General features: G+C 57.0%; 17 protein-coding genes. 3 read left to right on the top strand and 14 right to left on the bottom strand.

Features of this window, described 5'->3' with window-relative positions:
* Window positions 1-245 precede the first annotated feature (245 nt).
* The gene (locus ABGT88_RS12440; RefSeq protein ID WP_346702425.1) at window positions 246-737 is read left to right on the top strand and encodes a low molecular weight protein-tyrosine-phosphatase; all 492 of its coding nucleotides are present in this window, start codon (window positions 246-248) and stop codon (window positions 735-737) included.
* 66 nt (window positions 738-803) lie between these two features.
* On the opposite strand, the gene ABGT88_RS12435 is transcribed toward ABGT88_RS12440, so the two are convergent.
* From ABGT88_RS12435 to porU (ABGT88_RS12370), 14 genes are all read right to left on the bottom strand, one after another.
* On the bottom strand, window positions 804-2,039 hold the full coding sequence (locus tag ABGT88_RS12435; RefSeq protein WP_346702423.1) for a glycosyltransferase N-terminal domain-containing protein: 1,236 nt from the start codon (window positions 2,037-2,039) through the stop codon (window positions 804-806).
* Between the two features lie 27 nt (window positions 2,040-2,066).
* Complete coding sequence (locus tag ABGT88_RS12430; RefSeq protein WP_346702421.1) at window positions 2,067-3,146, bottom strand: hypothetical protein; 1,080 nt, start codon at window positions 3,144-3,146, stop codon at window positions 2,067-2,069.
* Entirely contained in the window at window positions 3,146-4,663 is a 1,518-nt protein-coding gene (gene gltX / locus ABGT88_RS12425; RefSeq protein ID WP_346702419.1) for a glutamate--tRNA ligase, read from the bottom strand. Before gltX ends, ABGT88_RS12430 begins: the two co-directional genes overlap by 1 nt.
* 107 nt (window positions 4,664-4,770) lie before the next feature.
* Window positions 4,771-4,974: an exodeoxyribonuclease VII small subunit gene (xseB, locus tag ABGT88_RS12420; RefSeq protein ID WP_087409573.1), complete on the bottom strand. Its 204-nt coding sequence runs from the start codon at window positions 4,972-4,974 to the stop codon at window positions 4,771-4,773.
* An 8-nt stretch (window positions 4,975-4,982) separates the two neighbouring features.
* Window positions 4,983-6,248, bottom strand: coding sequence for an exodeoxyribonuclease VII large subunit (gene xseA / locus ABGT88_RS12415; RefSeq protein WP_346702417.1), 1,266 nt, complete (start codon window positions 6,246-6,248; stop codon window positions 4,983-4,985).
* Window positions 6,245-7,843, bottom strand: a complete 1,599-nt coding sequence (locus tag ABGT88_RS12410) for a S8 family serine peptidase (RefSeq protein ID WP_346702415.1) — start codon at window positions 7,841-7,843, stop codon at window positions 6,245-6,247. Before ABGT88_RS12410 ends, xseA begins: the two co-directional genes overlap by 4 nt.
* Window positions 7,840-8,949 (bottom strand): tRNA 2-thiouridine(34) synthase MnmA, encoded by a 1,110-nt coding sequence (mnmA, locus tag ABGT88_RS12405; RefSeq protein ID WP_346702413.1) that lies wholly within the window; start codon window positions 8,947-8,949, stop codon window positions 7,840-7,842. Before mnmA ends, ABGT88_RS12410 begins: the two co-directional genes overlap by 4 nt.
* A gap of 538 nt (window positions 8,950-9,487) precedes the next feature.
* Window positions 9,488-9,964, bottom strand: a complete 477-nt coding sequence (ispF, locus tag ABGT88_RS12400) for a 2-C-methyl-D-erythritol 2,4-cyclodiphosphate synthase (RefSeq protein WP_087409569.1) — start codon at window positions 9,962-9,964, stop codon at window positions 9,488-9,490.
* Entirely contained in the window at window positions 9,961-11,169 is a 1,209-nt protein-coding gene (porV, locus tag ABGT88_RS12395; RefSeq protein WP_346702410.1) for a type IX secretion system outer membrane channel protein PorV, read from the bottom strand. The genes ispF and porV overlap by 4 nt, the downstream gene beginning before the upstream one ends.
* Window positions 11,170-11,221: 52 nt before the next feature.
* Window positions 11,222-14,614, bottom strand: a complete 3,393-nt coding sequence (gene porU, locus ABGT88_RS12390; protein WP_346702408.1) for a type IX secretion system sortase PorU — start codon at window positions 14,612-14,614, stop codon at window positions 11,222-11,224.
* A 16-nt stretch (window positions 14,615-14,630) separates the two neighbouring features.
* Complete coding sequence (locus tag ABGT88_RS12385; RefSeq protein ID WP_346702406.1) at window positions 14,631-15,248, bottom strand: fumarylacetoacetate hydrolase family protein; 618 nt, start codon at window positions 15,246-15,248, stop codon at window positions 14,631-14,633.
* A gap of 6 nt (window positions 15,249-15,254) precedes the next feature.
* Window positions 15,255-15,902: a redox-sensing transcriptional repressor Rex gene (locus tag ABGT88_RS12380; protein ID WP_346702404.1), complete on the bottom strand. Its 648-nt coding sequence runs from the start codon at window positions 15,900-15,902 to the stop codon at window positions 15,255-15,257.
* Window positions 15,903-16,136: 234 nt separating this feature from the next.
* The gene (locus ABGT88_RS12375) at window positions 16,137-16,754 is read right to left on the bottom strand and encodes an NYN domain-containing protein (RefSeq protein ID WP_087409564.1); all 618 of its coding nucleotides are present in this window, start codon (window positions 16,752-16,754) and stop codon (window positions 16,137-16,139) included.
* Window positions 16,755-16,794: 40 nt separating this feature from the next.
* Entirely contained in the window at window positions 16,795-20,223 is a 3,429-nt protein-coding gene (porU, locus tag ABGT88_RS12370) for a type IX secretion system sortase PorU (RefSeq protein WP_346702401.1), read from the bottom strand.
* A 328-nt stretch (window positions 20,224-20,551) separates the two neighbouring features.
* Here porU (ABGT88_RS12370) and ABGT88_RS12365 point away from each other — a divergent pair, with 328 nt between their 5' ends.
* Window positions 20,552-22,189 (top strand): T9SS type A sorting domain-containing protein, encoded by a 1,638-nt coding sequence (locus tag ABGT88_RS12365; RefSeq protein WP_346702399.1) that lies wholly within the window; start codon window positions 20,552-20,554, stop codon window positions 22,187-22,189.
* A 538-nt stretch (window positions 22,190-22,727) separates the two neighbouring features.
* Entirely contained in the window at window positions 22,728-23,072 is a 345-nt protein-coding gene (locus ABGT88_RS12360; RefSeq protein WP_258327999.1) for a translation initiation factor, read from the top strand.
* Window positions 23,073-23,083 lie beyond the last annotated feature (11 nt).

The following is a 23,083-nucleotide window of genomic DNA, read 5'->3' as shown; positions in this document are numbered from 1 at the left end:
TAACAAGATAGCTGTGCGTAAAAAGTAGTTTTTCTTCATAGATATAATATTTAGAGTTCTTGTATTCTATATGTTTTGTTTTAGAGCTTTTTATTAAGGGCTAAACAAAAATATAAAATTGCTCTCGAAAGAAAAAGGTTTTTTGTGAGAAACTTTCCTTTTTTAATGAAAATGTCATATTGCCCTTCGGGTTCGCCCGCTTTTTATTTATTTTGCAGCATCTATTGACTCCAATACATAGCATAATGAAAAAAGAGACGATAAAGAAACCGGTGAAGATTTTGTTTGTATGTCTGGGGAATATCTGCCGGTCGCCGGCGGCCGAGGGGGTGTTTCTGCACCTGGCGCGCGAGCGTGGGGTGACCGATTGTTTCGAGGTCGATTCGGCCGGGACTTACGGTGGTCATGCGGGCGATTTGCCCGACCCTCGCATGCGGGCACATGCCGCCCGTCGCGGGTATCTGCTGGAGCATCGCAGCCGTCCGGTGCAGCCCGACGATTTCGACCGCTTCGACCTGATTCTGGGCATGGACGACTACAACATCGACACCCTCCGCTCGATGGCCGATACACCCGAGCAGACGGCCAAGGTGCAGCGCATGACCGACTATTGCCGACACTATCCGGTAGACTGTATCCCCGACCCCTATTACGGTGGGGCCGATGGCTTTGAAAATGTGCTGAATATCCTCGAGGATGCCTGCGAGGGGCTTATCGATTCGCTCACCGAGGCGTAACGAGTCGGGCATGGTCTGTGCATCCTCTCCTCTTGGCAGGCGGGGCGATGGCTTTTGCCGGTAGCGTCAGGCTTCGATACCGAAAAGGTCTTTCAGGATGAGACGGGTAGCGCCCGTGTGCGACGAGATGTAGTGGCCGGCGTTGTGGCTGGCTGTGGCCAGGGCTTCGGGGTTGTCGAGCAGACGGTCGGCCGTGGTGTCGAACTCCTCGCTCGAGGCGATGGCGAATCCGCCACCGCAGGCTATCAGTTCGTGAGCCTCCTTGAACCGCTGGTGATTGGGCCCGAAGATGACGGGCAGGTCGTAGACGGCCGCCTCGGCAATGTTGTGGATGCCGGCACCGAACCCGCCGCCCACGTAGGCCAGCGTGCCGTAGCGGTAGATCGACGAGAGCAGCCCGAAGCAGTCGACAATGAGGCAGTCGCACGCGGTCACCTCGGCCTCGGTTGCCCGCGTGTAGCGCAGGGCGGGGCGTTTCAGCAGGCTCTCGATAAAGAGCAGGTGCGACTCGTGAATCTCGTGCGGAGCCAGTATGAGCTTGATGTCGTCGCGACGGTTGAAGTAGTCGATGAGGAACTCCTCGTCCTTGGGCCACGAACTGCCGGCGATGAGTACCTTTTTGCCCTGGGCGAAGCGCTCGATGAGGGGCAGCTCCTTGGCCGAGCGCCGTATGTCGCTCACGCGGTCGAAGCGGGTATCGCCCACGACCGATACGTTGGTGATGCCGATGCCGGCGAGCAGTTGGCGCGACTGTTCATTCTGGATATAGAGGTGGGTAAAGTTGCGCAGGATACGGCGGAAGTAGCCGCCGTAGAAGCGGAAGAATATCTGGTTGGGGCGGAAGATGGCCGAGATGATGTAGGTGGGAATCTCCCGACGTTTGAGTTCGTTGAGGTAGTTGGCCCAAAATTCGTATTTGATGAATATGGCTTCGGTGGGGCGGGTGAGGTCGAGAAAACGCTTCACGTTGCCCGGCAGGTCGAAGGGGAGGTAGCACACCAGGTCGGCCCCCTCGTAGTTCTTGCGCACCTCGTATCCCGAGGGGGAGAAGAAGGTGAGCAGGATGCGGGTCTCGGGGCGCGCCTTGCGGATGGCCTCGATGAGCGGGCGGCCTTGCTCAAACTCGCCCAGCGACGAGGCGTGTATCCACAGGTATCCGCCCTGCGGGTCGGCCTTGCGGGAGAGGTAGTCGAAGATACCCTTCTGCCCCTGCGTCAGTTTGCGGGCCTTGGCGTTGCGCATGCCGGCCAGAGCGACCAGTTGTTTGTAGCAATATATTCCAAAATTATAGATACATTTCATAGCCAACCAAAAATTCTCTTGTCGGGTTTACAAGATGTTTTTCAGATATTCTCGTTTCTTTGTCTGCCCCCGGTCTTTCCAGGCCTGGTCGTCGAGATAGAACCGCACGATGAGCTGTTGTTGCAGGTCGCAGTGCCCCGGTGTGTAGTGTACGTTGATCGAGGCCATGCAGTTGAGGTAGCTCTTGCGGAAGATATAGGTATATACGTCGGTGCGGTTGTAGGTCGGTGACTGGTAGAAGGGGTCGCCCTGGTTGAGCTGTGCGCCCAACTGGGGATAGAACGGCATTTGCGCGCCCCCCTTGTAGAAGGTGTTGCGCAGCCCCAGGAACCGCCACTCGGCCAACAGGTCGATGAGGATGCCTTGCGGGTGGTGCCAGGTGCCCACGTTGCGCAGCCGCTCGAGGCTGACGTGGTAGCCCACCTTGAGGGTGAGCGTGTCGAGCGGGGTGCAGGGGGTGAGGTCCAGACCCACGTAGGGGCTGGCGATGAGGTCGTCGGTCACGGTGTAGCGGTCGTCCGAGTTTCGGGGGCGTGCCAGGTGGTTCATCACCAGATGCCCGCCTGCGAAGAGGTAGGGCAGGGGTTGCCACCGTCCGTTGAAGACCACCATGAAGGCCTCGCGTTTCACCTCGGTCTGTACCTGCCGCCAGTCGGCATAGAGCTCGGCAAAGCCCTTGGGGTGCACATACTGGAACAGGGCACCCGCGATGTTGGGGCGGAAGTAGGTGAGTGAATCGTATTGCAGGATGGCCGGTACGTTCTCGAGCAGTTGGGTGCGGGGAAACATACCCATCGACATGCGGAACCTCGACGACTGGTACCGGTAGTAGGCCGTGGGGTGTATGCGGGCATGGTCGGTAGAGCCGTCGATGGGCTGTACCCACGAGGCGCCGGCCATGATGGAGCTGTTGCCCATACGCAAGCCTATCTCGGGCGAGAGCCGCGTGCCGAAGAAGGTTTGCGACTCGACCTTGGAGTAGCTGTACTCCCGGTTGTCGAAGAAGGCGGTCATGTCGACACTCCACGCCACCTCCTGCGCCCGGGCGGGGAGCAGGGCGGCCACGAGGGCGACGAGCAGTAGCGTATGTGTGCAGCGACGATTCATCAACCCAGGTATTCGATGGCTCTCTCGATGCGTTTGATAGTCTCTTCCTTGCCCATGATTTCGGTGATGTCGAACATGTGGGGGCCTTTGCATTCACCTACTACGGCCAACCGGAAGGCGTTCATCACGTTGCCCAGGTGGTAGCCGTTGCGCTCGATCCAGTCGAGGACCACTTTCTCGGCATGAGCCGACGAGAGGTCGTCGAGGTTGCGCAGTATCTCGATGAGCTCGCGCATGATGGCGGGAGTATCCTCTTTCCAGCGTTTCTTCACCGATTTCTCTTCGTAGCTGGTGGGAGCGACAAAGAAGAAGGCGGCCTGGTCCCACAGCTCCTTGACGAAACTTACACGGCCCTTGACCAGTCCGATGATGCGGGCCACGGTAGCGGGGTCGGCTTCGATGCCTTTCTCTTTGAGGATGGGCATGAAGAGGGTCGTGAGCTCTTCGTTGCTCTTCTCCTGGATGTATTTGTGGTTGAACCATTTGCCTTTTTCGTAGTCGAATTTGGCGCCGCTCTTGCTGCACTTCTCGAGCGAGAAGAGTTGGATGAGCTCGTCCATCGACAGGATTTCCTGGTCGTTGCCGGGGTTCCAGCCCAGCAGGGCGAGGAAGTTTACGACAGCCTCGGGCAGGTATCCGGCCTCGCGGTAGCCCGACGAAACCTCGCCCGTCTTGGGATCGTGCCACTCGAGCGGGAATACGGGGAATCCCAGGCGGTCGCCGTCGCGTTTGCTCAGTTTGCCCTTCCCGTCGGGTTTCAGCAACAGCGGCAGGTGGGCAAAGCGGGGCATGGTATCTTCCCAGCCGAAGGCGCGGTAGAGCAGTACATGCAGCGGGGCCGAGGGCAACCACTCTTCGCCGCGGATGACGTGCGAGACGAGCATCAGGTGGTCGTCGACGATGTTGGCCAGGTGGTAGGTGGGCAGGTTGTCGGCCGACTTGTAGAGCACCTTGTCGTCGAGAATCGACGAGTTGATGGTCACCTTGCCGCGGATGAGGTCATCGACTACCACGTCTTCGCCCGGTTCAATCTTGAACCGCACCACGTACTGGGTGCCTTCGGCAATGAGCCGGTCGACCTCCTCTTTGCTCATCGTGAGCGAGTTGCGCATCTGCATGCGGGTCGAGGCGTCGTATTGGAAGTTGGGTATTTCGTGACGTTTGGCATCGAGCTCGGCCGGAGTGTCGAAAGCGATGTAGGCTTTGCCGGCTTCGAGCAGCTGGTCTACGTATTTGCGATAGATCTCTTTGCGTTCCGATTGGCGATAAGGGCCGTAGTTGCCGCCGTAGCTCACCCCTTCGTCGAAGTGGATGCCCAGCCATTCGAGGGCTTCGATGATGTAGGCCTCGGCTCCCGGTACGAACCGTTGGGAGTCGGTATCTTCGATGCGGAAAATCATGTCGCCGTGGTGTTGCTTGGCAAACAGATAGTTATAGAGAGCGGTACGGACTCCGCCAATGTGCAGGGGGCCCGTGGGACTTGGTGCGAAACGCACCCGTACTTTTCTTTCGGTCATATTCATATCGTTGAAAAACGCGACAAAATTAAACATTTTTTTTGATTTAGCCTATATCCCCGCATATATTCTATGTGGGGCGCTGGGCCGGGCGGCCGACGGGTCGGCTACTCGTTCAGCTCGTTCAGGATTTTCTGCAGGGCCTCGTCGGTCTCGAAGAGTTTCGACTTGCAGAACTTGAGCAGTTCGAGCGACCGGGCGGTGCACTTTTGCAGCTCGTCGATTTCGTATTCGTTGTTTTGCAGTTTGGTGACGATTTTCTCCAGCTCGGCTATCGCCTGGGCATAGGAGAGTTCGGTATTCTGGGCCATATCGGTATCTATTTTGTTTTCGAAGGTTGGATGTTTTCGACCCGGCTGGTGACGGAGCCGTCGGCCAGCAAGGTTTCGAGGGTTGCGCCCGGGGCGACGTCGGCAATGCTCTTGACTACCCGGCCGTGGTGCAGGGTGAGGCTGTAGCCCCGTTGCAGCAGCGATTGGGGCGATACCAGCGTGACGGTGGTCTCCATCGTGTCGAGGCGGTTGCGCTCGGCGTCGAGGCGGGAGCGCAGGGCGTGGCGTATCTGCTCGAGCCACATTGCCGTCTTGTGCCGTTCGCCCGCGATGCGTCGCTCGATGAGCAGGGGCAGCGACGAGGTGGTGCGTTGCAGGGTCTGCTTCTCGCGCAGGATGCGGTTGTGCACTTCGTCGCTCACGGCCAGGGAGAGGCCGGCCACGTGCAGGTCGGCTTCGTGCAGGCGGGCTATAATCCACTCGGCCGCGGCGGTTGGGGTCTTGACCCGTGTATTGGCTACCAGGTCGATGACGGTATCGTCGCGCTCGTGGCCGATGCCGGTGATGACGGGCAGGGGGAACTGGGCGATGTTGGCGGCCAGCGGGTAGCTGTCGAAGCTGTTGAGGTCGGAGGTGGCACCGCCGCCCCGGATGATGACCACCCCGTCGAAGAGCTCTTCGTGGCAGGCAATGCGGTCGAGGGCTTCGATGATGGAGCTCTCGGTCTGCTCGCCCTGCATCGAAGCGGGGAAGAGCGCCGTGTATACTTTATACCCGTAGGGGTTGTTCTGAATCTGGTTCATAAAGTCGCCATACCCGGCGGCCGATGGCGAGGAGATGATGGCAAAGCGCTGCGGCAGTGCCGGCCAGACGAGCTCCTTGTTCATGTCGGCCACCCCCTCGTCGCGCAGTTGCTGCAGGATGGCGGCCCGCCGGCGGGCTGCATCGCCCAGCGTGTAGGCCGGGTCTATGTCGTGGATGGTGAGGCTGTAGCCGTAGAGCTCGTGAAAGATGGGGCTCACCGAGATGAGTATCTTGATGCCCGCCGTGAAGATTTGCCCGGTCGATTGCTCGAACCAGGGGCGCAGCAGGCGGAAGGTCGAGGCCCATATCGTGGCCCGGGCCTTGGCGATGGTTCGTCCCGTGGCCTCCTCTTTCTCGATAAGCTCGAGGTAACAGTGGCCCGAGGGGTGTACGCGGGCTTCGCTCACCTCGGCCCGCACCCAGTAGCGTTCGGGCAACGCCTCTTGCAGGGCGTCGCGCACACGGGCATTCAGCTCGAACAGCGATAACTCTTTTCGTGCTTCGGTCATAACCGTTGTATCTTTTGTGTCCAACTGTGTTGCCGACCGCGGGCCGACAGCAGGTATATTCCCTTCTTCAAATCGTGCAGGTCCAGTTCGGCCCCTTCGGGCAGGCGGTATTCCTGCAGCAACGCCCCCTCCAGATCGTAGATGCCGAGGGCGATTTCGCTCTCGTCGGGCGGCAGCGGGCCAATGGTGACGACGGGGCTGCCTTCCCGGTAGGTGAGTTGCAGCGGAGTCTGGCCGGTGCGGATGGTCTCGGTGCCCGAGCCTTGGCGGTAGGCGGCTTGGAAGTCGGGGATACCGTATCCCAGCAGGCTGTCGGGGGTGAGGTATTGCGAACTGTTTTGCCGGATGAGATCGATAATCTCCCGGGCCGAGAGGTGGGGCAACGCTTGCCGCAGGCAGGCGGTGAGCCCTGCGATGATGGGGGTCGAGAACGAGGTGCCGTCTTTCTGCAGCAGGTTCCCGTCGGGGTCGATGGTAGCGGCTCCGGCACCCAATGCCGCGACGTCGGGCTTGATGCGTCCGTCGGCGGTGGGGCCCACACTCGAGAAGTAGGCGCGTTGCCGCTCCCGGGTGACGGCCCCCACGGTGAGGAGCCCGTCGACATCGCCGGGCACGGTCAGTCTCTTCCAGTCGCCACCCCCTTCGTTTCCGGCACTCACGACGATGAGCAGTCCTTTCCGTACCCCCCGGGCGGCAGCCTGTGAGATGTAGGCGGTGCGGCCGTCAAGTTGCTCCCAAGTGTGGCTGAAGCGCGGGTCGTCGAAACCGGTGTAGCCCAGCGACGAGGTGACGACATCGACGCCCAGGCTGTCGGCATATTCGAGTGCCGTGGCCCAGTAGTCCTCTTCGGTGGGGTATTCGGTGTCGGTGTCTTCCGACCGCAGCAGCCAGTACGAGGCTTGCGGAGCGGTGCCGACGAAGTAGTTGCTGTCGTTGGTGAGCAGGGTCGAGAGTACCGACGAGCCGTGGGCGTTGCCGTTGCGGAAGTCCATTTCGTCGTCGATGAAGTCGTGGTAGCCGACGATGCGGTCGGGGTCGAAGCGCGGGTTTCGGTCGGCATTGAGGAAACCGCCGTCGATGACGGCGATGGTCATCCCCTCGCCCCGGAATCCGTCCCGGTGCAGCCGGTCGCCGCTGTGCAGGGCGATTTGCCAGGCGGCATCGCCGTAGGTGGTGTCGTCCGTCTCTTCTACCTGCTTTTGTCGGGGCCTCACGGTATTGCTGCTCTGCACGGGCGAACCCAGGTAGTCGTACCGGGCGACGAACGGCAGCCGCTCGATGTTGCCGAACAGGGCGGTATCGGTCAGGGCTATGGTGGCGGTGTTGAGCCATTTCGACACGGCCAGGATGCGACCGCCCAGTTGCGACAGCTGTTGCAGCCGGGTGGCCGGTATGGGCAGATCGGTCGAGTCGATGGCGATGCCCCACCTCTCGCGTTGGGCTACAGTCCGGGCCGACAGAAACTCATCGGGCCTGTCGAGCGAGTAGCCCGACTCTCCCTTGTCGCTGAACCACAGACGGTAATGCCACTCCTGAGCCTCGCTGCCGAGGAGCGTGGCCAGCACGACGAGCAGGGTGAGTAGACGTAGTTTCATTCCTTATATTTTTTCAACAATCGTTGGTCGGCAATGATGCCGCCGCCGATGACGGTGTTGTCGCTGTAAATGACGGCCGACTGTCCCGGCGTGACGGCCGAGGCGTCGCTCTCGAAGCAGACGAGCCATTCGCCCGGAGTGTCGCCCTTTTGCAGGGTGGCCGGTATGGCACTGCTGCGGTAGCGTATCTGCACGTCGACGGGGCCGGCCGATTCGAGTATGCCGGGTGTTGCCTCGAGTACATCGGTGATGACCATGCGGCGGGTGAGCAGCTCGTCGCGGTCGCCCAGCCGGATGGTATTCTTGATCGGGTTGATGCGGGTGACGAACATGGGTTTGCCCAGAGCAATCTCGAGCCCTTTGCGCTGCCCGATGGTATAGAAGGGGAAGCCCTTGTGCTGTCCCAGCTTGCGGCCGGTCGAGTCGACAAAGTATCCGCCTCCCACCTGTTGGGCCAGATCGGGCAACTGCTCCCGCAGGAAGTCGCGGTAGTCGCCCGGGATGAAGCAGACCTCCATGCTCTCCTTTTTCTCGACTTTTTCGTGGAATCCTTTGCCCTCGACATAGCGCTTGATCTCCTCTTTGGTGACTCCACCCAGCGGGAAGATGGTGCGCGAGAGCTCCTCCTGCCCCAGCCGCCACAAGAAGTACGACTGGTCTTTCTTCGGGTCTACGCCCCGGGCCAGCACCCGGTAGCCGTCGCGGTCGAGTATGCGGGCGTAGTGGCCGGTCGCCACCCACGAGCAGCCCAGCCGGTCGGCCTCCTGCAACAGGTAGTGCCACTTGAACAGGCGGTTGCACATGACGCACGGGTTGGGGGTGTTGCCCTTGAGGTATTCGTCGATAAAGCCTTTGACGATGGAGCTCTTGAACTCGTCGCGCACATCGAGGATGTGGTGCTCGATGCCGATTTTCTCGGCCAGCTCCCGGGCCTCGAGGGCAAACTGCGGGATGGTCTGTCCTTCGCGGGGAAAGTGGCGGGGCAGGTCCCACATGCGCATCGTGAGCCCTACGACCTCGTAGCCCTGTTCCTGTAAAATCATGCAGGCCGCAGAGCTGTCTATGCCTCCGCTCATGCCTATCAATACTCGTTTGTTCGATTCCATACGTTTCATAAGGGTACAAAAATAGCTAACTTTTATGAGGCGGGGAGCAATTATATTCTAAAAAACATATAAACCTGAAATGTTAAAGTGTGGGGAGCTCTTGGACTATTTAACAGAAAAAGAATATCTTTGACGAAAATATTGAAAATATAAGCGTTTAGAAAATTACCTCTATTCGGAATCAGCAAAATTCTCTTAGGTGGGGTAATTGACAACTAAATGCCTGCGCTTGTTACATAAAGCAAGCGTGGGCCGGTTGTTTTATCCACCTACGGTTTTTGCTGGACCTCGAATAGGATAAACCATCGGGCTCACGCTTTTTATTTTTTATCTGGCTCTGTATTTCATGAGTCGCGACGAGATGGGACTATAACAAAGAAGGGGAATTTTCGGTTTACTTTTTTCTGCAAAAGGCCATAAACGAATACGGTATATGAACTACTTATTGGGTCATAGCTCGTATGCCGGTAAAATTGTTTGGTTAGGCTTTACGCAGAATGTCGAAGAGAGAGCTGTTGGGTGACAGCTTTCTCTTCGTTTATTTTTCGAGGAGTACGACGGCATAGGCCGAGATTCCCTCTTCACGGCCCGTGAAGCCCAGGCGTTCGGTGGTAGTGGCCTTGATCGAGATGTCGTCGGGGTCGACGCCCATGCAGGCGGCCAGTGTCTGTTGCATGGCCGGGATGTGAGGGTTGAGTTTGGGGCGTTCGGCGCAGACAGTGATGTCGGCATTGCCGATGGAATAGCCTTTGCCGTGGATGAGTTCCACGGTTTTTTTCAAGAGTATCTTGCTGTCGATACCGGCATATTCGCCAGCCGTATCGGGGAAGTGATAACCAATGTCGCGCATGTTGGCGGCCCCCAGCAGGGCATCGCACAGCGCGTGGATGAGCACGTCGGCATCGGAGTGGCCCAGCAATCCCAACGAGTGGTCTATGCGGATACCGCCCAACCACAGCTCCCGGCCTTCGACCAGCCGGTGCACATCGAAACCAAAACCTACACGTGTCTTCATCGGCGATGTCCTACCAGTTCTTTAAGTCCGTCCATATCGAACGAGAGGGTGAAACGAAGCGTCTGGTCCAGCGGGCTCGTCTGTGCGGTAGCCACCATGTAGGCGGCATCGATTTTCAGCACGTTGAGCGAGAAGCCGGCACCGAAGGAGAAGTATTTGCGGTTACCCTTGTATTTGTTTTCGTTGAAGTATCCGGCCCGCAGGAAGAACTGCTGGTTGTAGGAGTATTCGGCACCAATCGAAAAGTTGATTTCGCGCAACTCCTCCTTGAATCCGCCGGGGGCATCGCTGAACGACTGGAAGATACCCGAGATGGGCGAGGTGTTTTGCCACTTCTCTTTGGCCTCTTCATACTCGGCATCGGTCTCGTAGTTGGCTACCTGAGGTGTCGAGGGTACCAGCAGTTTGTTGAAGTCGAGGTTGAGCGAGAGCGTGTTGTAGTCAGCCAGCGGGAAGAGGAACGAGGTTCCTATCTTCAGGTTGGTGGGCAGGAAGGCACTTTCGTTACCCCCGTCATACGATACTTTGGTACCGATGTTCGAGATGTTGAAACCCAGTGACCACTGGCACTCGTTGCGGCCGATGATGGGGTAGGTGGTGTAGTAACCCGATATGTCGGCGGCAAAGGCCGAAGCACCCGAGGCGTCGGATACGCTCGACTCGTCGTAGTGGAAACCCAGGTCGGAGTAGATGTAGCGGAATACGACACCCATCGAGAACTTCTCGGAGAGCTTGCGCGAGTAACCTACATCGAAGGCCATTTCGTAGGGGGTGATGCTGTTCTGGGCATTACCCTGGTTGTCGGTGAGTGTGATTTCGCCCAGCGAGAAGTAGCGCAGCGAGGCGCTTATGGCCTGCAGGTCGCTGCTGCCCAGCTTCCAGTAGCCGGCCAGATAGGCCAGGTAGATGTCGTTGACCAACTTGCGCAACCACGGGGTGTACGAGAGCGACACACCGGCCTGGCTGTAGGCAAAGGCATATTTCGAGGGGTTCCAGAATTGCGAGTTGACATCGGGGTCGGTAGCCGCACCCAGGTCGCCCAACGAGGCACCGCGCGAGTCGGGCGTGATGCTCAACGAGGTGACACCGGTGTTGATGGGGTTGAATTCGTTTTTGGTCGTATTACCGCCGGCGGCAAGGGCACCCGTAGGGAAGACGAGCGACACGAGCGTAAGGACTATGATATGCAAAAAGCCTCTTTTCATTGTACAGGGTATTACAAATTACATGTATATAATAAACAGAGATTCCCCCCGATTATTGCGTGATGACCACGATTTTTTTGGACGGCGTGGCGAGGGTTCCGGATTCGGTTTCGAGGTAGGCCCGGCATTCGTATCGGCCGGCCGGTACTCGTTGACCGTTGAGGTCGAGCAGGTTCCAGGTAATCGGGAAGGGGTTGCTGCCGGTTGTCTCGCGATACCACACCTCTTCGCCCAGGCTGTTGACGATGGCGATGCGAGCCTGTTTCACCTCTCCGATTTCACGGCCCTCTGTGTCGAGGCACGACAGGGTAGCCAGTTCGGTGACCGGGTTCTCGTCGAGCGAGAGGATATAGGAAGAGGTTTCGGGGGTAATCTCGAAGGTGGTGTTGACCTCCGACGAGTTGCCTGCGTTGTCGAATACCCGGAGGGTAATCGTGTAGTTACCGCTCTGCAGGGTGGGCAAGGGGAATGCGAGTTCGCCGGTCGAGCCGTCGGTCGAGGGGCGGAAGTAACGCACAGGGTTGTCGTCGAGGGTCGAACCGTTGAGCAACAGCATCATTTGCCGGCCCAGCGTGTTGCCGGTGTAGATACCCGAGGGGTCGGACATCTGGCAATAGAAGGTGGCCGGGGTGGCTACCGAGGCGCCATCGGCATAGGAGCGGGTATTGACTCCGGCATACTGGATGGCAGGGCCTTGACTGTCGAGGGTTGAATTGCCGGCAATGCTGTCGACAAACAGCTCCTCGGTATATCCGTTGGCCTCTTGTCCCGACGTGGGGTCGCAGGCATAGAGGATGAGCAGGGCCGATTTGCCCGAATGGGAGTTCTCGACCGGCAGGGTGATATCGACGTGGAACCGGCCGTTCTCTACCGAGCCTTTTCCCGTGGAAAGGAGGTCGGGCCGATAGTTGTAGGTATAGGTCTTTTTATCCTGATGCGCCAGGGTGGTGAAGCTTTTCTTCTCGTCGTAGAGCGAGTAGTATACCTCGCCGTTGAAGTCGTCGAGGAGTTGGCCTCCGTAGTCGTATACCTCGCCTTCGACCGTGTAGCTTTTGCCGGGTTTCATGTAGACGGCCAACCGTTCGCCCGTGCTGCCGGCTCGGGTGATTTTCAGCTTGTTCTGCGGGTAGAACAGTCGCAAGGCCGGGTCGCCCAGAAGCACGAAATTGAGTTTGTTTTTATCGATTTCGGTATTGAAGTCGCGTTTGGCCAGTTTCAAAACGTCGCCTATGCGCAGGGAGTTGCCGTTCTCGTCGCGCGACAGCAGCCGGTTCATCAATCGCCGGTTTATCTTGTCGTTGCCGTCGGTATAGACCACGCGGGTGGTGGTGATGAGGGCGATGGCTCCGGCCGTGGGGTTGAGCAGCACGTTCTCTCCCGCTGTCTGGTCCTCTTCGTCGAACCGGGTATAGCTGCAGGTGATGGTGATGAAGAGGGGCCAGCGGCTGTTGGTGAGGTTGTCCATCTCGTATCGCGAGAAGAGGCCTTCGCCCGTGAACCCTACTTCGGCATCGTTATGGCCGATGTAGTTGAACACGAGTACCCCTTCGTCGAGATTCTTCATCAACTCCCGGTTGGCATCGGGGCATTTTTTCGAAACGGGGTCCAGGTAGTAAGAGTCGACATACACCTTGTTGACGCGGAACTCCAGCCGGGGGGTATCGGTGTTTTCGAGTAGCAGGGTGTCGCATCCCTGGTCGGCCTGTTTGGTGTGTACGGCTTCGTCACCGTCGTCGGCTGCTATGCAGAAGGTATTCTTCCACGGGCCGAGGTCGGTGTTCTGTGCATACTGGTAGAGTTTGTCTACGGCCAGTCTGGCGGTCTGGAGCGAGGTTACGGGGTAGCGGCCTATGCCCAGACACACGCGGTCGGTCTTGATTTCCGTGCCCGAACCGTCCTCGAGAAATCCGAAATAGTCTTCTACCACGAACGATTCCCGCTCGTCGATGCTGGTCTTCGACTGGTAGGTGAGCAGACTGTTGCATTGCGGGGTATGCAGCGAGGTCATGGCCTGGCGGTTGTTGTAGGAGCCGTCGCCGAAGAGCAGCAGGTAACGGGGGCGTTCGCTCTCGTTGGCAGCCCGGTCGTAAAACATCTTCATCAATCGGCGATAGGCTGTGGCGTCGGGGGTTCCCGACGAAAATTCGTTGAAAATCTGCTCCTGGTCCACGACCAGAGTCGTCAGTCCTTCGGCTTGATGCAGGCGGGCTACTCGCTCGGCTTCGCTTCGCAAGACGGTGGGGGTGATGATGGTGAGGTCGGGTATGGGTGATGCGTGCAGATTCTGGTTCTCGACCTGCTTGACGAAGGTCGGTGAAGGGAACGTGTAGCCGGGGTCGAAGGCGATGAACTCGCGCAGTTGGATGTCGCCCGGGACGAAGCGGGTAGTTTGCCCGTCAAAGGCGGTCGCGACTTGTTGCGGTGCATGAGGCGTGGTGATGTCCCACACCTGCGTCGAGTCGGTGGTGTTGCCTATCTGATAGCAATCGTTGTCCCGGCGGTTGATGAAGCGGAAGGCAACCTGTCCGTCGTAGAGTTGCAGAGCCCTCCGGTAGTTGAGGCGAATGTAGTCGAGGTAGGCATACTCCGATGGACCGCTGTGTTCGTAACGCAGCCCGATGGTCGACTCTTCGGTAGCCTGGCCTACGGTGTGCAGCGGAGTGGCCTGCCGCAGAAATTCGTGTGAGTCGTAGTATTTCGAGATGCGGTTGGCGGTGCCTGCCGGCAGTTCGGTGCCGTTGTATGATATGTGTATATAGCCCTCGCCGCTGCTGATTTTGGCTCCGAAGTTCACCCGTATCTTCAGGGTGGCCGATTGGGCCCCCGTCAGGTGAAAGGTGAAATCCTGCTCGGCGGTCTGCGTGAAGCTCTCGCCGAAGAAGTTCTGCCCGGTTTTCCCTACCGAAACGAGCTCCTGCTCGTGTACCGTGTAGGCGTCGTAAGTCGAGACGGCGCTCTCGTTGCCGGTGGGTATGCCGTTGCGGAGGGGCATCTCAGCAGCCGGTACCTCCCGGTCGGTGAGGAAGTAGTAGGCGTGGGTCGAATAGGGGTGCAGCCGGTGGGCAAACTCGAGGTTGACGTTGTCGAGCGTCCAGCGGGTAGTCCCGGTGGAGTAGAAATAGAGTTTGCCGTTGTGCCGCCAGAGGGGAATCTGAGGCAGGTCGTCGATGTAGTTGTCGTCGTTGGCAAAGAGCTCGTCGATGACGAGACCCCCGTAGCCGAAGAGCTTGACCTTCGACGGGTCGGAGAATCCCCACGCTGCGAGCTGCTCGTCGGTAATCTGGTAGATGCCGGCCTCGTCGGTCGATATTTTCACCCAGCTCCCTTCGGCCAATACCGAGGTTGCCGCATAGTCGCTGCCGGGCCGGCCGAAGGCCTCCGGGGCCAAGAGCAGGCAGAGTGCGGTAAGTATCGGTACGATGATGTTTCGGGCAAAAGGACGCATGGGTGTGACGGACGGGCTATTTGACAAAGAAATCGAGCACTCGGGTATCGCCGATGAACCCCTCGATGTGGTCGCCTATCTTCACCGGGCCTACTCCGGCGGGAGTGCCCGTAAAGATGATGTCGCCGATTTTGAGGGTATAGAACTGGCTCACGTAGGCGATGATGCGGTCGATCGAGAAAATCATGTTGCGGCTGTTGCCCTGTTGCGCCGGGACGCCGTTCAATCGCATGGAAAACTCTATGTTGTCGGCCTTGGGCGGCATCTCGGGCAGCGGCACGAACCGGCCGATGGGAGCCGAGTAGTCGAACCCCTTGGAGATGTCCCACGGGTTGCCCGTGCGCCGGGCCTCGGCCTGTATGTCGCGGGCCGTGAAGTCGATGCCTACGGTCACGGAGTCGTAGTAGCGGTAGGCAAACTTGGGGGCGATGTTTTTCCCCAGGCGGGAGATGTGGAACACCAGTTCGGTTTCGTATTCGATGCGGTTGGAAAACTGGGGCAGGAAGAAGGGTTTCCCGTCTTTGAGCAGCGAGGTCTCGGGCATGGTAAATACGACGGGTGCCTGCGGCAACTCCTGTTGTGCCATTTCGGCATTGTGCGATTGATAGTTCCAGCCAACGGCAATAATTTTCATAGGCAGTTACTTGATGTTGTTCAGCCGGTTGAACATGACGGCCAAATGGGCATAAATCGATGTATTCTGGATGACGATGTGCTTGGGCACGCGTATACGATAGGGGGTGAAGTTCCATATCGCCTTGATGCCTCCGGCAATCATCTCTTCGGTAGCACTTTGGGCTTTGTCGATAGGGACGGTGAGGATGCCGATCTGCACGCCCATCTCCTTTTGCTTCTGGGCAAACTGGGAGAGGTGATAGATGGGTATGTGGTTGACAAAGGTGCCGGCCAGCTCGGGCTTGATGTCGAAGCCGGCTACCACCTCGAGCCCGTATTGCGACAGACCCGAGTCTTGCATGAGGGCGGCGCCCAGGCTGCCCACCCCGAAAATGAAGGCCTTGTGCATGGAGGTGAATCCGAGAAACTCTTCCAGCACGGCGACCAGCGAATTGATTTCGTATCCCACCCGGGTCTTCCCCGAGATGTTGATAAATGAGAGATCCTTGGCTATTTTCGACGAATCTACGCCAATCTCTTTTGCTATCTGTGTGGAGGAGACATACTCCTCGCCTTTGGTTTGCAGCAATTTGATGTAAGCCAAATACCAGGGGAGCCGGCGAAGCGAGGGCTCCGGTAACTTAACGGCAGATTTCGAATCAGAACTGTACATCTTCTTTCATCTGTTTTATCCCTACAACGAAACGACGAACCGCCGGCAGAAACGGGTGCACGCCCGATTATGCCGGAGAGGGTCTGTTTCATTTGATTTACAAAGGTATAATAAAATACCGAATTTTGGGACAAATAAGATTTTTTAGCCATTCTTTTTTGTCGCGGAGCGGGTGCCGCCCGGCTCGTGCGAGGCGGTTCTGCTGTTTGTGGCCCGGTGGGTCGGGCTCCGGGGCTATCCGTTCTGGCAGAGACGTTTGAGCAGATTGCGGTCTTCGGCCAGCAGCTTGCTTATCTCGAGGTGTATGCAGGCCTCGTCCTTGAGCAGGCCCGAGGTGCTCGAGTTCTCCTCGACATCCCAAGTGAGCAGGATGGTCTCTATCTTAAGCGCCTTGAGTTTCTTGATGAGCATCTCGTGGTCGGCATCGCCCGTAATCAGCACCACATAGTCGAACTTGCGGAAGAGGGCCAGCTCGTAGGCCTCGAGGGCAAACCACACGTCGATGCCCTTCTCGATGACGGTTGTCTCGCCCTCTTTGCGAATCTCGCGCAGGTGTTTGTAGTGGAAGATGACGTCGTTTTCGATGAGCGTGTCCTCAAACTTGCGTTCGCTGTACAGCAGCCGTTTGTCGTGGGCGTTGTTCACCCGATAGCGGCCGCGGAAGTAGTGGCTCTCGGTGATGTGGCACGAGGCGGGCGCCACCCCGCTCATCCGGGCTATCTGTTCCCGGATGAGTGTCATCAGGGCGCGCAGGTTTATGTTCAGGTCGAAGTGGTCGCTCAAGGCTTCGTTCACCTTGGCGTAGTAACCTCCGTCGATAAAGAGTCCAATCGATTGATAGGTGTTGTTCATGGTGCGTAATGGTTAAGTTCGAATCTTTTTTCAGACCGTGCTATTGCCCGGTGACGCAGAGCTTCTTCGAGCGGGTGGTCTCGTGCTCGTTGTCGGTCGAGATGACGGCCTTGTAGAGGTAGATACCGCCGGGTACCCGTCGGCCGCTGCTGTCGGTCAAGTCCCAGTTGACGGGGTATGAGCGGTACATGTCGGAGAGTCCCTTGCCGGTGTATCGCCATACCTCCACGCCCATGAGGTTGTAGACCGAGATGGTCACGTTGATGAGGGCGTCGGGGCGGTTGTGCCGCAGGTAGAAGTTGGTCGACGTGCTGGCCGGGTTCTGGTCGGCATAGAGGTCGTAGATGACGGGCTTCAGACCGGCCTGTACGGTAAAGGCGATTTCGATTTCCGACGAGTTGTTCTCGGTATCCCATACCTTCAGCCGCAGGGTGTGGTTGCCCTCGCTCAGGTCGCTCAGCGGGTAGTTGATGTAGCCGCGGCCGAAGTCGCCGATGGCGGGGTCGAAGTACGATGCCACGTCGGTATAGATGGTGTGGTTGTCGAGCGTGACGGTCATCTGGTGGCCTATGCCTGCATCGGAGATGTTGATACCCGAGGGGTCATACACCTCAGCTACCAGCAGGGGCGACTCGTTCACGACATCGCCATTCTGGAAGTCCTGCGAGTTGAGGAAGGCGTAGTAAATCTCGGGCCCGTCGAAGTCTTCGTTCGAGTCGTCGTTGAAGCCGCCCACGACGAAGTTCGATTCGTTGCCGCTCCCCTCCTGGCCGGCGTCGTTGTAGCTGTAGAGGTTTATCAGCCCCTTGTCGTCGGCAAAGTTGATTTCGCGCGGCACCTTGAAGGCGATTTCAAACTCGCCCCCCACAATCGAGTCTTTGCCCACATAGAGGCGGTTGCTGCGCTCCGAGAACTCGAAGGCTTTGCCCTCCTCTCCATACCCGTGGGTCACCACCGATACCTCCGAGTCGTAGACCGTGGGGCAGATGATGCCGTTGTAGTCGGTGGCCTTTTGCCCTTGCGGGGTGTAGATTTCGCCCTTGATGAATACCGAGTCGCGGGCCTGGATGGTGGGCGTCGTCTGGGTGATGTCGTAGCCGTTGATTTCGGTTACCTTGATTTGATAGTCGGGATAGAGCAGCCGCAGGGCCGGGTCGCCCAACAGGGTATAGTTCAGTTTGTTGCTGTCGGTCTGTTGTATGCTGCACTTGGCCTCGCGCAGGATGTCGCCCAGGCGGGGATACTCGTGGTTTTCGTTTCGCGTGAATATCTGGTTGGCCACCCCCGTGTTGAGGTAGTGGTTGTCGCTGATGTATACCACGCGGGTGGTGGTGATGAGGGCGATGCCTCCGCCGCTGGGGTTGAGGCAGAGAATCTCGCCGCCCGAGGTATCCTCGTGGTCGTAGCGGCCGAAGTCGCAGGTGGCGGTGATGAAGAGGGGCAACCGCTTCAGATACATCGACTGTATGTCGGTGATGTTGAGCAGGTCTTCGTGGGTCCAGGCCACGGTGCTGCCGTGGCCGATGTAGTCGACTACGAGCACTCCGTCGTCGAGTACCTGGAAGAGTTTCTTCTTGGCCGAGGGATAGGTGCGGCCGGTCGAGGTGATTTCGGCCGTATAGGCATCGGTGTAGATTTTGTTGATGAAGCAGTGGGCGTCGCTGTTCTCGAAGATGGAGCAGATGTCTTCGGCCTGTTGCATGTGGATGGCGTAGTTCTCGTCGTCGGCTACGACACACACCTGGTTTTTCCATGACCCTTTGTCGGTGTTGGCCACGTAGGCGGTCAGCTTGTTTACCATATCTTGAGCCTCCTGTTCGCTTTTCACGGGCAGACGGCCCACGCTCACACGCAGCTTGTCGGCAGCGATGCGGGTACCCGAGTCGTCGTCGAGAAAGCCGAAGTAGTCGTCGGTCGTGTAGGAGGCCCGCTCGTCGTTACCGCTCCCGTGCTGGTAGGTGAGCAGGGTGGGGTATTTGATGTACTTGCCGGTCTCGCCTATCTTGCGGTTGTCGTAGAGTCCCTTGCCGAACAGCAGCAGGTAGAGCTGTTTGCCGTTGACGCCTCCCTCACGGTCGAAAAACATCTTCATCAGCCGGCGGTAGGCCGTGGCGTCGGGGGTACCCGACGAAAATTCGTTGAACACCTTCTCGTGGTCGATGACGGCCACCTCCATGCCGTCGAGCTGGCTATGCAGCTGGGCGATGCTTTGGGCGTAGGAGAGGTACTCCTTGGGGGTGAGTATCACCATGTCGGGGGTGGCCATGCCGTGCAGGTCCTGGTTGGCAACGGCCTCGACAAACGACACCGAGCCTACGGTGGCCTGGGTATCGAAGGCCACATACTCTTCGTGAGCCTGCAAGGGCACGAACCGGGCATTGCTGCCGCTCACCGCGGGGGTGACGGCGACCGGGCGCTGCGGGTCGGTGATGTCCCAGATTTGCGTGGTCGAGGTGTAGCCCTGCAGGTTGTAGCAGCTGTTTTGCGGCACCTGTTTCAGACGGAACTGGATGCTGCCGTTATAGAGCTGCAGCTTGCGTTTGTAGTTGAAGCGGAAGTAGTTGAGCCGGGCCAGGGAGAGGCTTCCCCCGTTCTGGCGGAACAGAAGCGAGAAGGCCAGCTCTTCGCTGTCGAGGTTAATCTCCTTGAGGGTCGAGGTGGCTTTGAAAAATTCGTAAGAGCTCTCCGAGCCCGAGGCGAGGTTGTCGGTCGAGCTTTCGGGCAGAGTCTGCCCCTGATAGGTGAAGACCAGTTTGCCGGTGCCGCCTATAATTTTGGCGGCAAACGAGGTGCGCAGTTTCACCGCCTCCGAGTTGTCGACACCGGGAAGTTCGAAGGTGAAGTTGCGCGAAGTCGTGTAGCGGAAGTCTTCGCCCAGGAATACACGGCCCGTAGCGCCGGGCGAATAGCTCTCTTGTTCGTAGACGGCATGCTCGTCGAACGAGGTGATGTCGGTCATGCCCGTCGTGGCTCCGCCGTCGCGTTGGCCCAGGGTGGCGGTGGCGCTTTTGCTGTCGGTCAGGAAGTAGTACCCGGCCGTAGAGTAGGTGTTGGTCTCGTGGTCATACTCCTGAGTCTTGGCGTTGTAGCTCCAGGTCACGGGCCCTTGTGCATAGAAAAGAATCTTGGAGCCTGTATTCAGAGAGGGTATCTGTTCGAGGTCGTCGGGGTCGTCGTCCGAGAAGGTTTCGGGCAATATGGCGCCGCCATACCCGTATATGGTCACGGCCGCCGGGTTGGAGAATCCCCATCGGCTCAACTCCCGGTAGGTGATTTGGTGGATACCCGATTCGGAAACGGCAATCTTCACCCACCGTCCGTCGGCCAGCTGCGACCGCGAGGCGTAGCGGCTGGCATTCAGTGCCTGCAACGGGCCGGTTGCCAGTACGATAAGGCTCAGGCACAGCCATAGCTGTAGCCGGGTGAGCAGGTGAGGTATATATAGTGTGTGTCGTATAATTGCTTTCATCGTATCTTATACAACGGAGAAGTCGTGCGATTATTGCAGTCGCGTGAAAATATAGTCGATTGATTTGGAATATTCAGATGTAGTTTAAATATTTGGTTTACAGATTGATATGGTGATTTTTGACAGCGGGCTCGATCGTTGTTGCCCGGGTAGATTGTTGGTTCAATTGATAAAAAATGTTTTTTGAGCGATTATCGGGCTGATAATTTTGTTATAAATTTGAGGAATTACATAAAAAATGTTACATTTGCTTGTCATTAAAAATACACATTTCTAAAAAAATAGACTTATGAAAAAAATTACTTTTGATTATCTTAAAAGATTGGTAATGACAGTTGTAGTCTTTATGGGCTGCGTGTCGTTATCGTATGCACAAGGGGATTGGACTTTGGTAAGTGAAGAAGATTTGACCTCTGAAGTTGAAAAAAAGACGAGCGAATTGCTGTCGTCGCTGCCCGAAAATTATTATGCCAATATCCCGGGAAGCGGTTCTTATGGTGAGTTGAAATACAATGCCAATTATAAGGAAAACGGCGTTTATCCGCTCTATCTTATTAGTAATGGAAGCCGTGGCGACTTTTTCTGCATAAAGAGTACACTCGAGCCGGGTGAGTATCGGTTTACGTTCCGGGCAAAATATCCCAGCTCGAAGAATGTGGGAAACCTGGGCTTCTTCTATTCCAAGGGCGATCCTGCCAGTGCCGAGAAGGTATTTGTGGGTGAGAACGTGGAATTAACAAACAGTTATGCCGATTATACCTATGTGTTTACGGCCGACGAGAGTGCCAACTACAACATGGGGTTTGCCGCCAATGTCCCCGTTTCGGGTTGGGCTTACTATGCTTTCACTTCGTTTAAGTTGGAGAAAAACAATGCGGTTGTAGAACCGGAACCGGTTGTAGAGGCCAGCTACGATGACTTTGGCAAGCCCACAGCCGGTACTACCGGTAACAAGCGGGCCCAAACTAAAGGCGAAGTGCTGAACGGTGTAGGCCTGTTGGCCGATTCTCCGCTGACTTTCACTCCCACCGGAACGAATGCTAATCAGGCTTGGGATAACAGCGACACTCCTATCCTGGCCAATCCCGGTGCCACTTTCGATTTGAAGGTTACTTATTCCGATGCCTGGGGTAGTTTGACGGTATTCCTGTTGAGAAGCGATGTAACACCGAGTGCTGCCGACAAGATTTTCGGTACTTACGAAGGTAGCTGGTACGAAGGTGTTCCGGGTACGGGCGAACTCTATACCAATATAAATAACGACTCGCAATCGGGTGCTACGGCTTCGGCCACCGACAAGACGGCAACCTTCCCCATTACCATCCCGTCCGATCTTTCGGTAGGTGAGATGGTGGTTGTCCGTTTCATTGTCTGCAAAACGGCCGAGGGCGCTACCTATGACGGAGACCCCTGTTCTACGACGGCTACCGAGTTGAACTACTGCGACTATGTAGTCAAGATTGCCGAAGAGGGCGCTGCCACGCAATATGGTGCTGTGACGGTAGATGTTCCGGCCGACAAGGGCTCGGTTGAAATCCAGGCTCTCAACGAGGCCGACAACACGTGGAGCGAAGTAGCCGATCTTACTCAGGTTGCATACGGTACTCAGTTGCGTGCCGTTGTTACGGCTGCCGAAGGTTATGCCGTAAGCACCGTAACGAAAAACGGTGAGGCTCTCACGGCCAACGAAGACGACAGCTATTACTACTTTACGGTCGAAGAGGAGAGCGTAGCGATTGCCGTTACCTTCCAGGTTGTATCGGGTATCGACGAGGTTGAAGCCACGGCTGTTTACTATGCTGCCGGCGTACTCTATGCCGAAGGCGCACACAGCGTGAAGGTTTACGACCTGAGCGGCCGTGTAGTGATGAGCGCTGCCGATGTCGATGCCGTTTCGGTATCGTCTTTGGCTGGTGGTGTTTACATCGCCGTAGTAGACGGAAAGGTTGTTAAATTCGTGAAATAATCGATTTTAGTCACACCATACCGAGGGAGCTCCTGCATACGGGGGCTCCCTCTTTTTGTATTATCACAAACCTTTCGCTATCTTTGTAGAAGATAGGATGCGTCTCGGCATAACCAAATTGAGAACAGGTTCTCATTTGTCTCTGCACTCGACTTTCCGTATCTTTGTAGAAGATAGGATGCGCCTCTGCATAAAGTTCAAGCAAGCTTGACTTTCTGCCATCGGCTTTCGCTATCTTTGTTACACGAAGACAGATAGCGGTTCGGCAAAGTCAAATGTTGAAACTTTTGTTTCCCATTTGTCTCGGCTCTCTCCTTTCGCTATCTTTGTTACACGAAGATAGGATGCGGTTCGGCATAGCCAAACTTGAAAAACAAGTTTTCCCGTTTGTCTCTGCTCTCTCCTTTCGCTATCTTTGTTACACGAAGATAGGATGCGGTTCGGCATAGCCAAACTTGAAAAACAAGTTTTCCCGTTTGTCTCTGCTCTCTCCTTTCGCTATCTTTGTTCAAGAGTATGAATCCAAGAAACAACAGCAATGAAAAAGAATAACGACTGGAAAGATAGATTGAATGTGGTCTATTCGACCAATCCCGATTTTAAGTTCGAAACCGACGAAGAGGTTGAACCCGATACGCTGGAACCGGCCCGGCAGAAGTTGCGCATCTCGCTCGACAAGCGCAACCGCAACGGTAAGTCGGTCACCCTCGTGACGGGTTTCGTGGGTACGGCCGACGACCTGCACACGCTGGCCAAGAAGCTGAAAACCAAGTGCGGCGTGGGCGGCTCGGACAAGGACGGCGAGATTTTGATACAGGGCGATTTCCGCCAGAAGGTACTGGAACTGTTGCTGGCCGATGGGTATCGGGCCCGCATAATCTGAGAGGAGTATCG

Source organism: Barnesiella sp. An22, from assembly GCF_963931395.1.
GTDB lineage: Bacteria > Bacteroidota > Bacteroidia > Bacteroidales > Barnesiellaceae > Barnesiella > Barnesiella merdigallinarum.
This window is presented reverse-complemented; position numbering and strand designations above follow the sequence as displayed.

What these genes read in the sequence shown, in the direction of transcription:
- ABGT88_RS12435 (WP_346702423.1), bottom strand. Translation starts at nt 2,039, where the DNA reads ATGAAATGTATCTATAATTTTGGAATATATTGCTACAAACAACTGGTC.
- ABGT88_RS12375 (WP_087409564.1), bottom strand. Translation starts at nt 16,754, where the DNA reads ATGAACAACACCTATCAATCGATTGGACTCTTTATCGACGGAGGTTAC.
- porV (WP_346702410.1), bottom strand. Translation starts at nt 11,169, where the DNA reads ATGAAAAGAGGCTTTTTGCATATCATAGTCCTTACGCTCGTGTCGCTC.
- ispF (WP_087409569.1), bottom strand. Translation starts at nt 9,964, where the DNA reads ATGAAGACACGTGTAGGTTTTGGTTTCGATGTGCACCGGCTGGTCGAA.
- gltX (WP_346702419.1), bottom strand. Translation starts at nt 4,663, where the DNA reads ATGACCGAAAGAAAAGTACGGGTGCGTTTCGCACCAAGTCCCACGGGC.
- ABGT88_RS12440 (WP_346702425.1), top strand. Translation starts at nt 246, where the DNA reads ATGAAAAAAGAGACGATAAAGAAACCGGTGAAGATTTTGTTTGTATGT.
- ABGT88_RS12365 (WP_346702399.1), top strand. Translation starts at nt 20,552, where the DNA reads ATGACAGTTGTAGTCTTTATGGGCTGCGTGTCGTTATCGTATGCACAA.
- porU (WP_346702408.1), bottom strand. Translation starts at nt 14,614, where the DNA reads ATGCGTCCTTTTGCCCGAAACATCATCGTACCGATACTTACCGCACTC.
- ABGT88_RS12430 (WP_346702421.1), bottom strand. Translation starts at nt 3,146, where the DNA reads ATGAATCGTCGCTGCACACATACGCTACTGCTCGTCGCCCTCGTGGCC.
- porU (WP_346702401.1), bottom strand. Translation starts at nt 20,223, where the DNA reads ATGAAAGCAATTATACGACACACACTATATATACCTCACCTGCTCACC.
- ABGT88_RS12360 (WP_258327999.1), top strand. Translation starts at nt 22,728, where the DNA reads ATGAAAAAGAATAACGACTGGAAAGATAGATTGAATGTGGTCTATTCG.
- ABGT88_RS12385 (WP_346702406.1), bottom strand. Translation starts at nt 15,248, where the DNA reads ATGAAAATTATTGCCGTTGGCTGGAACTATCAATCGCACAATGCCGAA.
- ABGT88_RS12410 (WP_346702415.1), bottom strand. Translation starts at nt 7,843, where the DNA reads ATGAAACTACGTCTACTCACCCTGCTCGTCGTGCTGGCCACGCTCCTC.
- ABGT88_RS12380 (WP_346702404.1), bottom strand. Translation starts at nt 15,902, where the DNA reads ATGTACAGTTCTGATTCGAAATCTGCCGTTAAGTTACCGGAGCCCTCG.
- xseB (WP_087409573.1), bottom strand. Translation starts at nt 4,974, where the DNA reads ATGGCCCAGAATACCGAACTCTCCTATGCCCAGGCGATAGCCGAGCTG.
- xseA (WP_346702417.1), bottom strand. Translation starts at nt 6,248, where the DNA reads ATGACCGAAGCACGAAAAGAGTTATCGCTGTTCGAGCTGAATGCCCGT.
- mnmA (WP_346702413.1), bottom strand. Translation starts at nt 8,949, where the DNA reads ATGGAATCGAACAAACGAGTATTGATAGGCATGAGCGGAGGCATAGAC.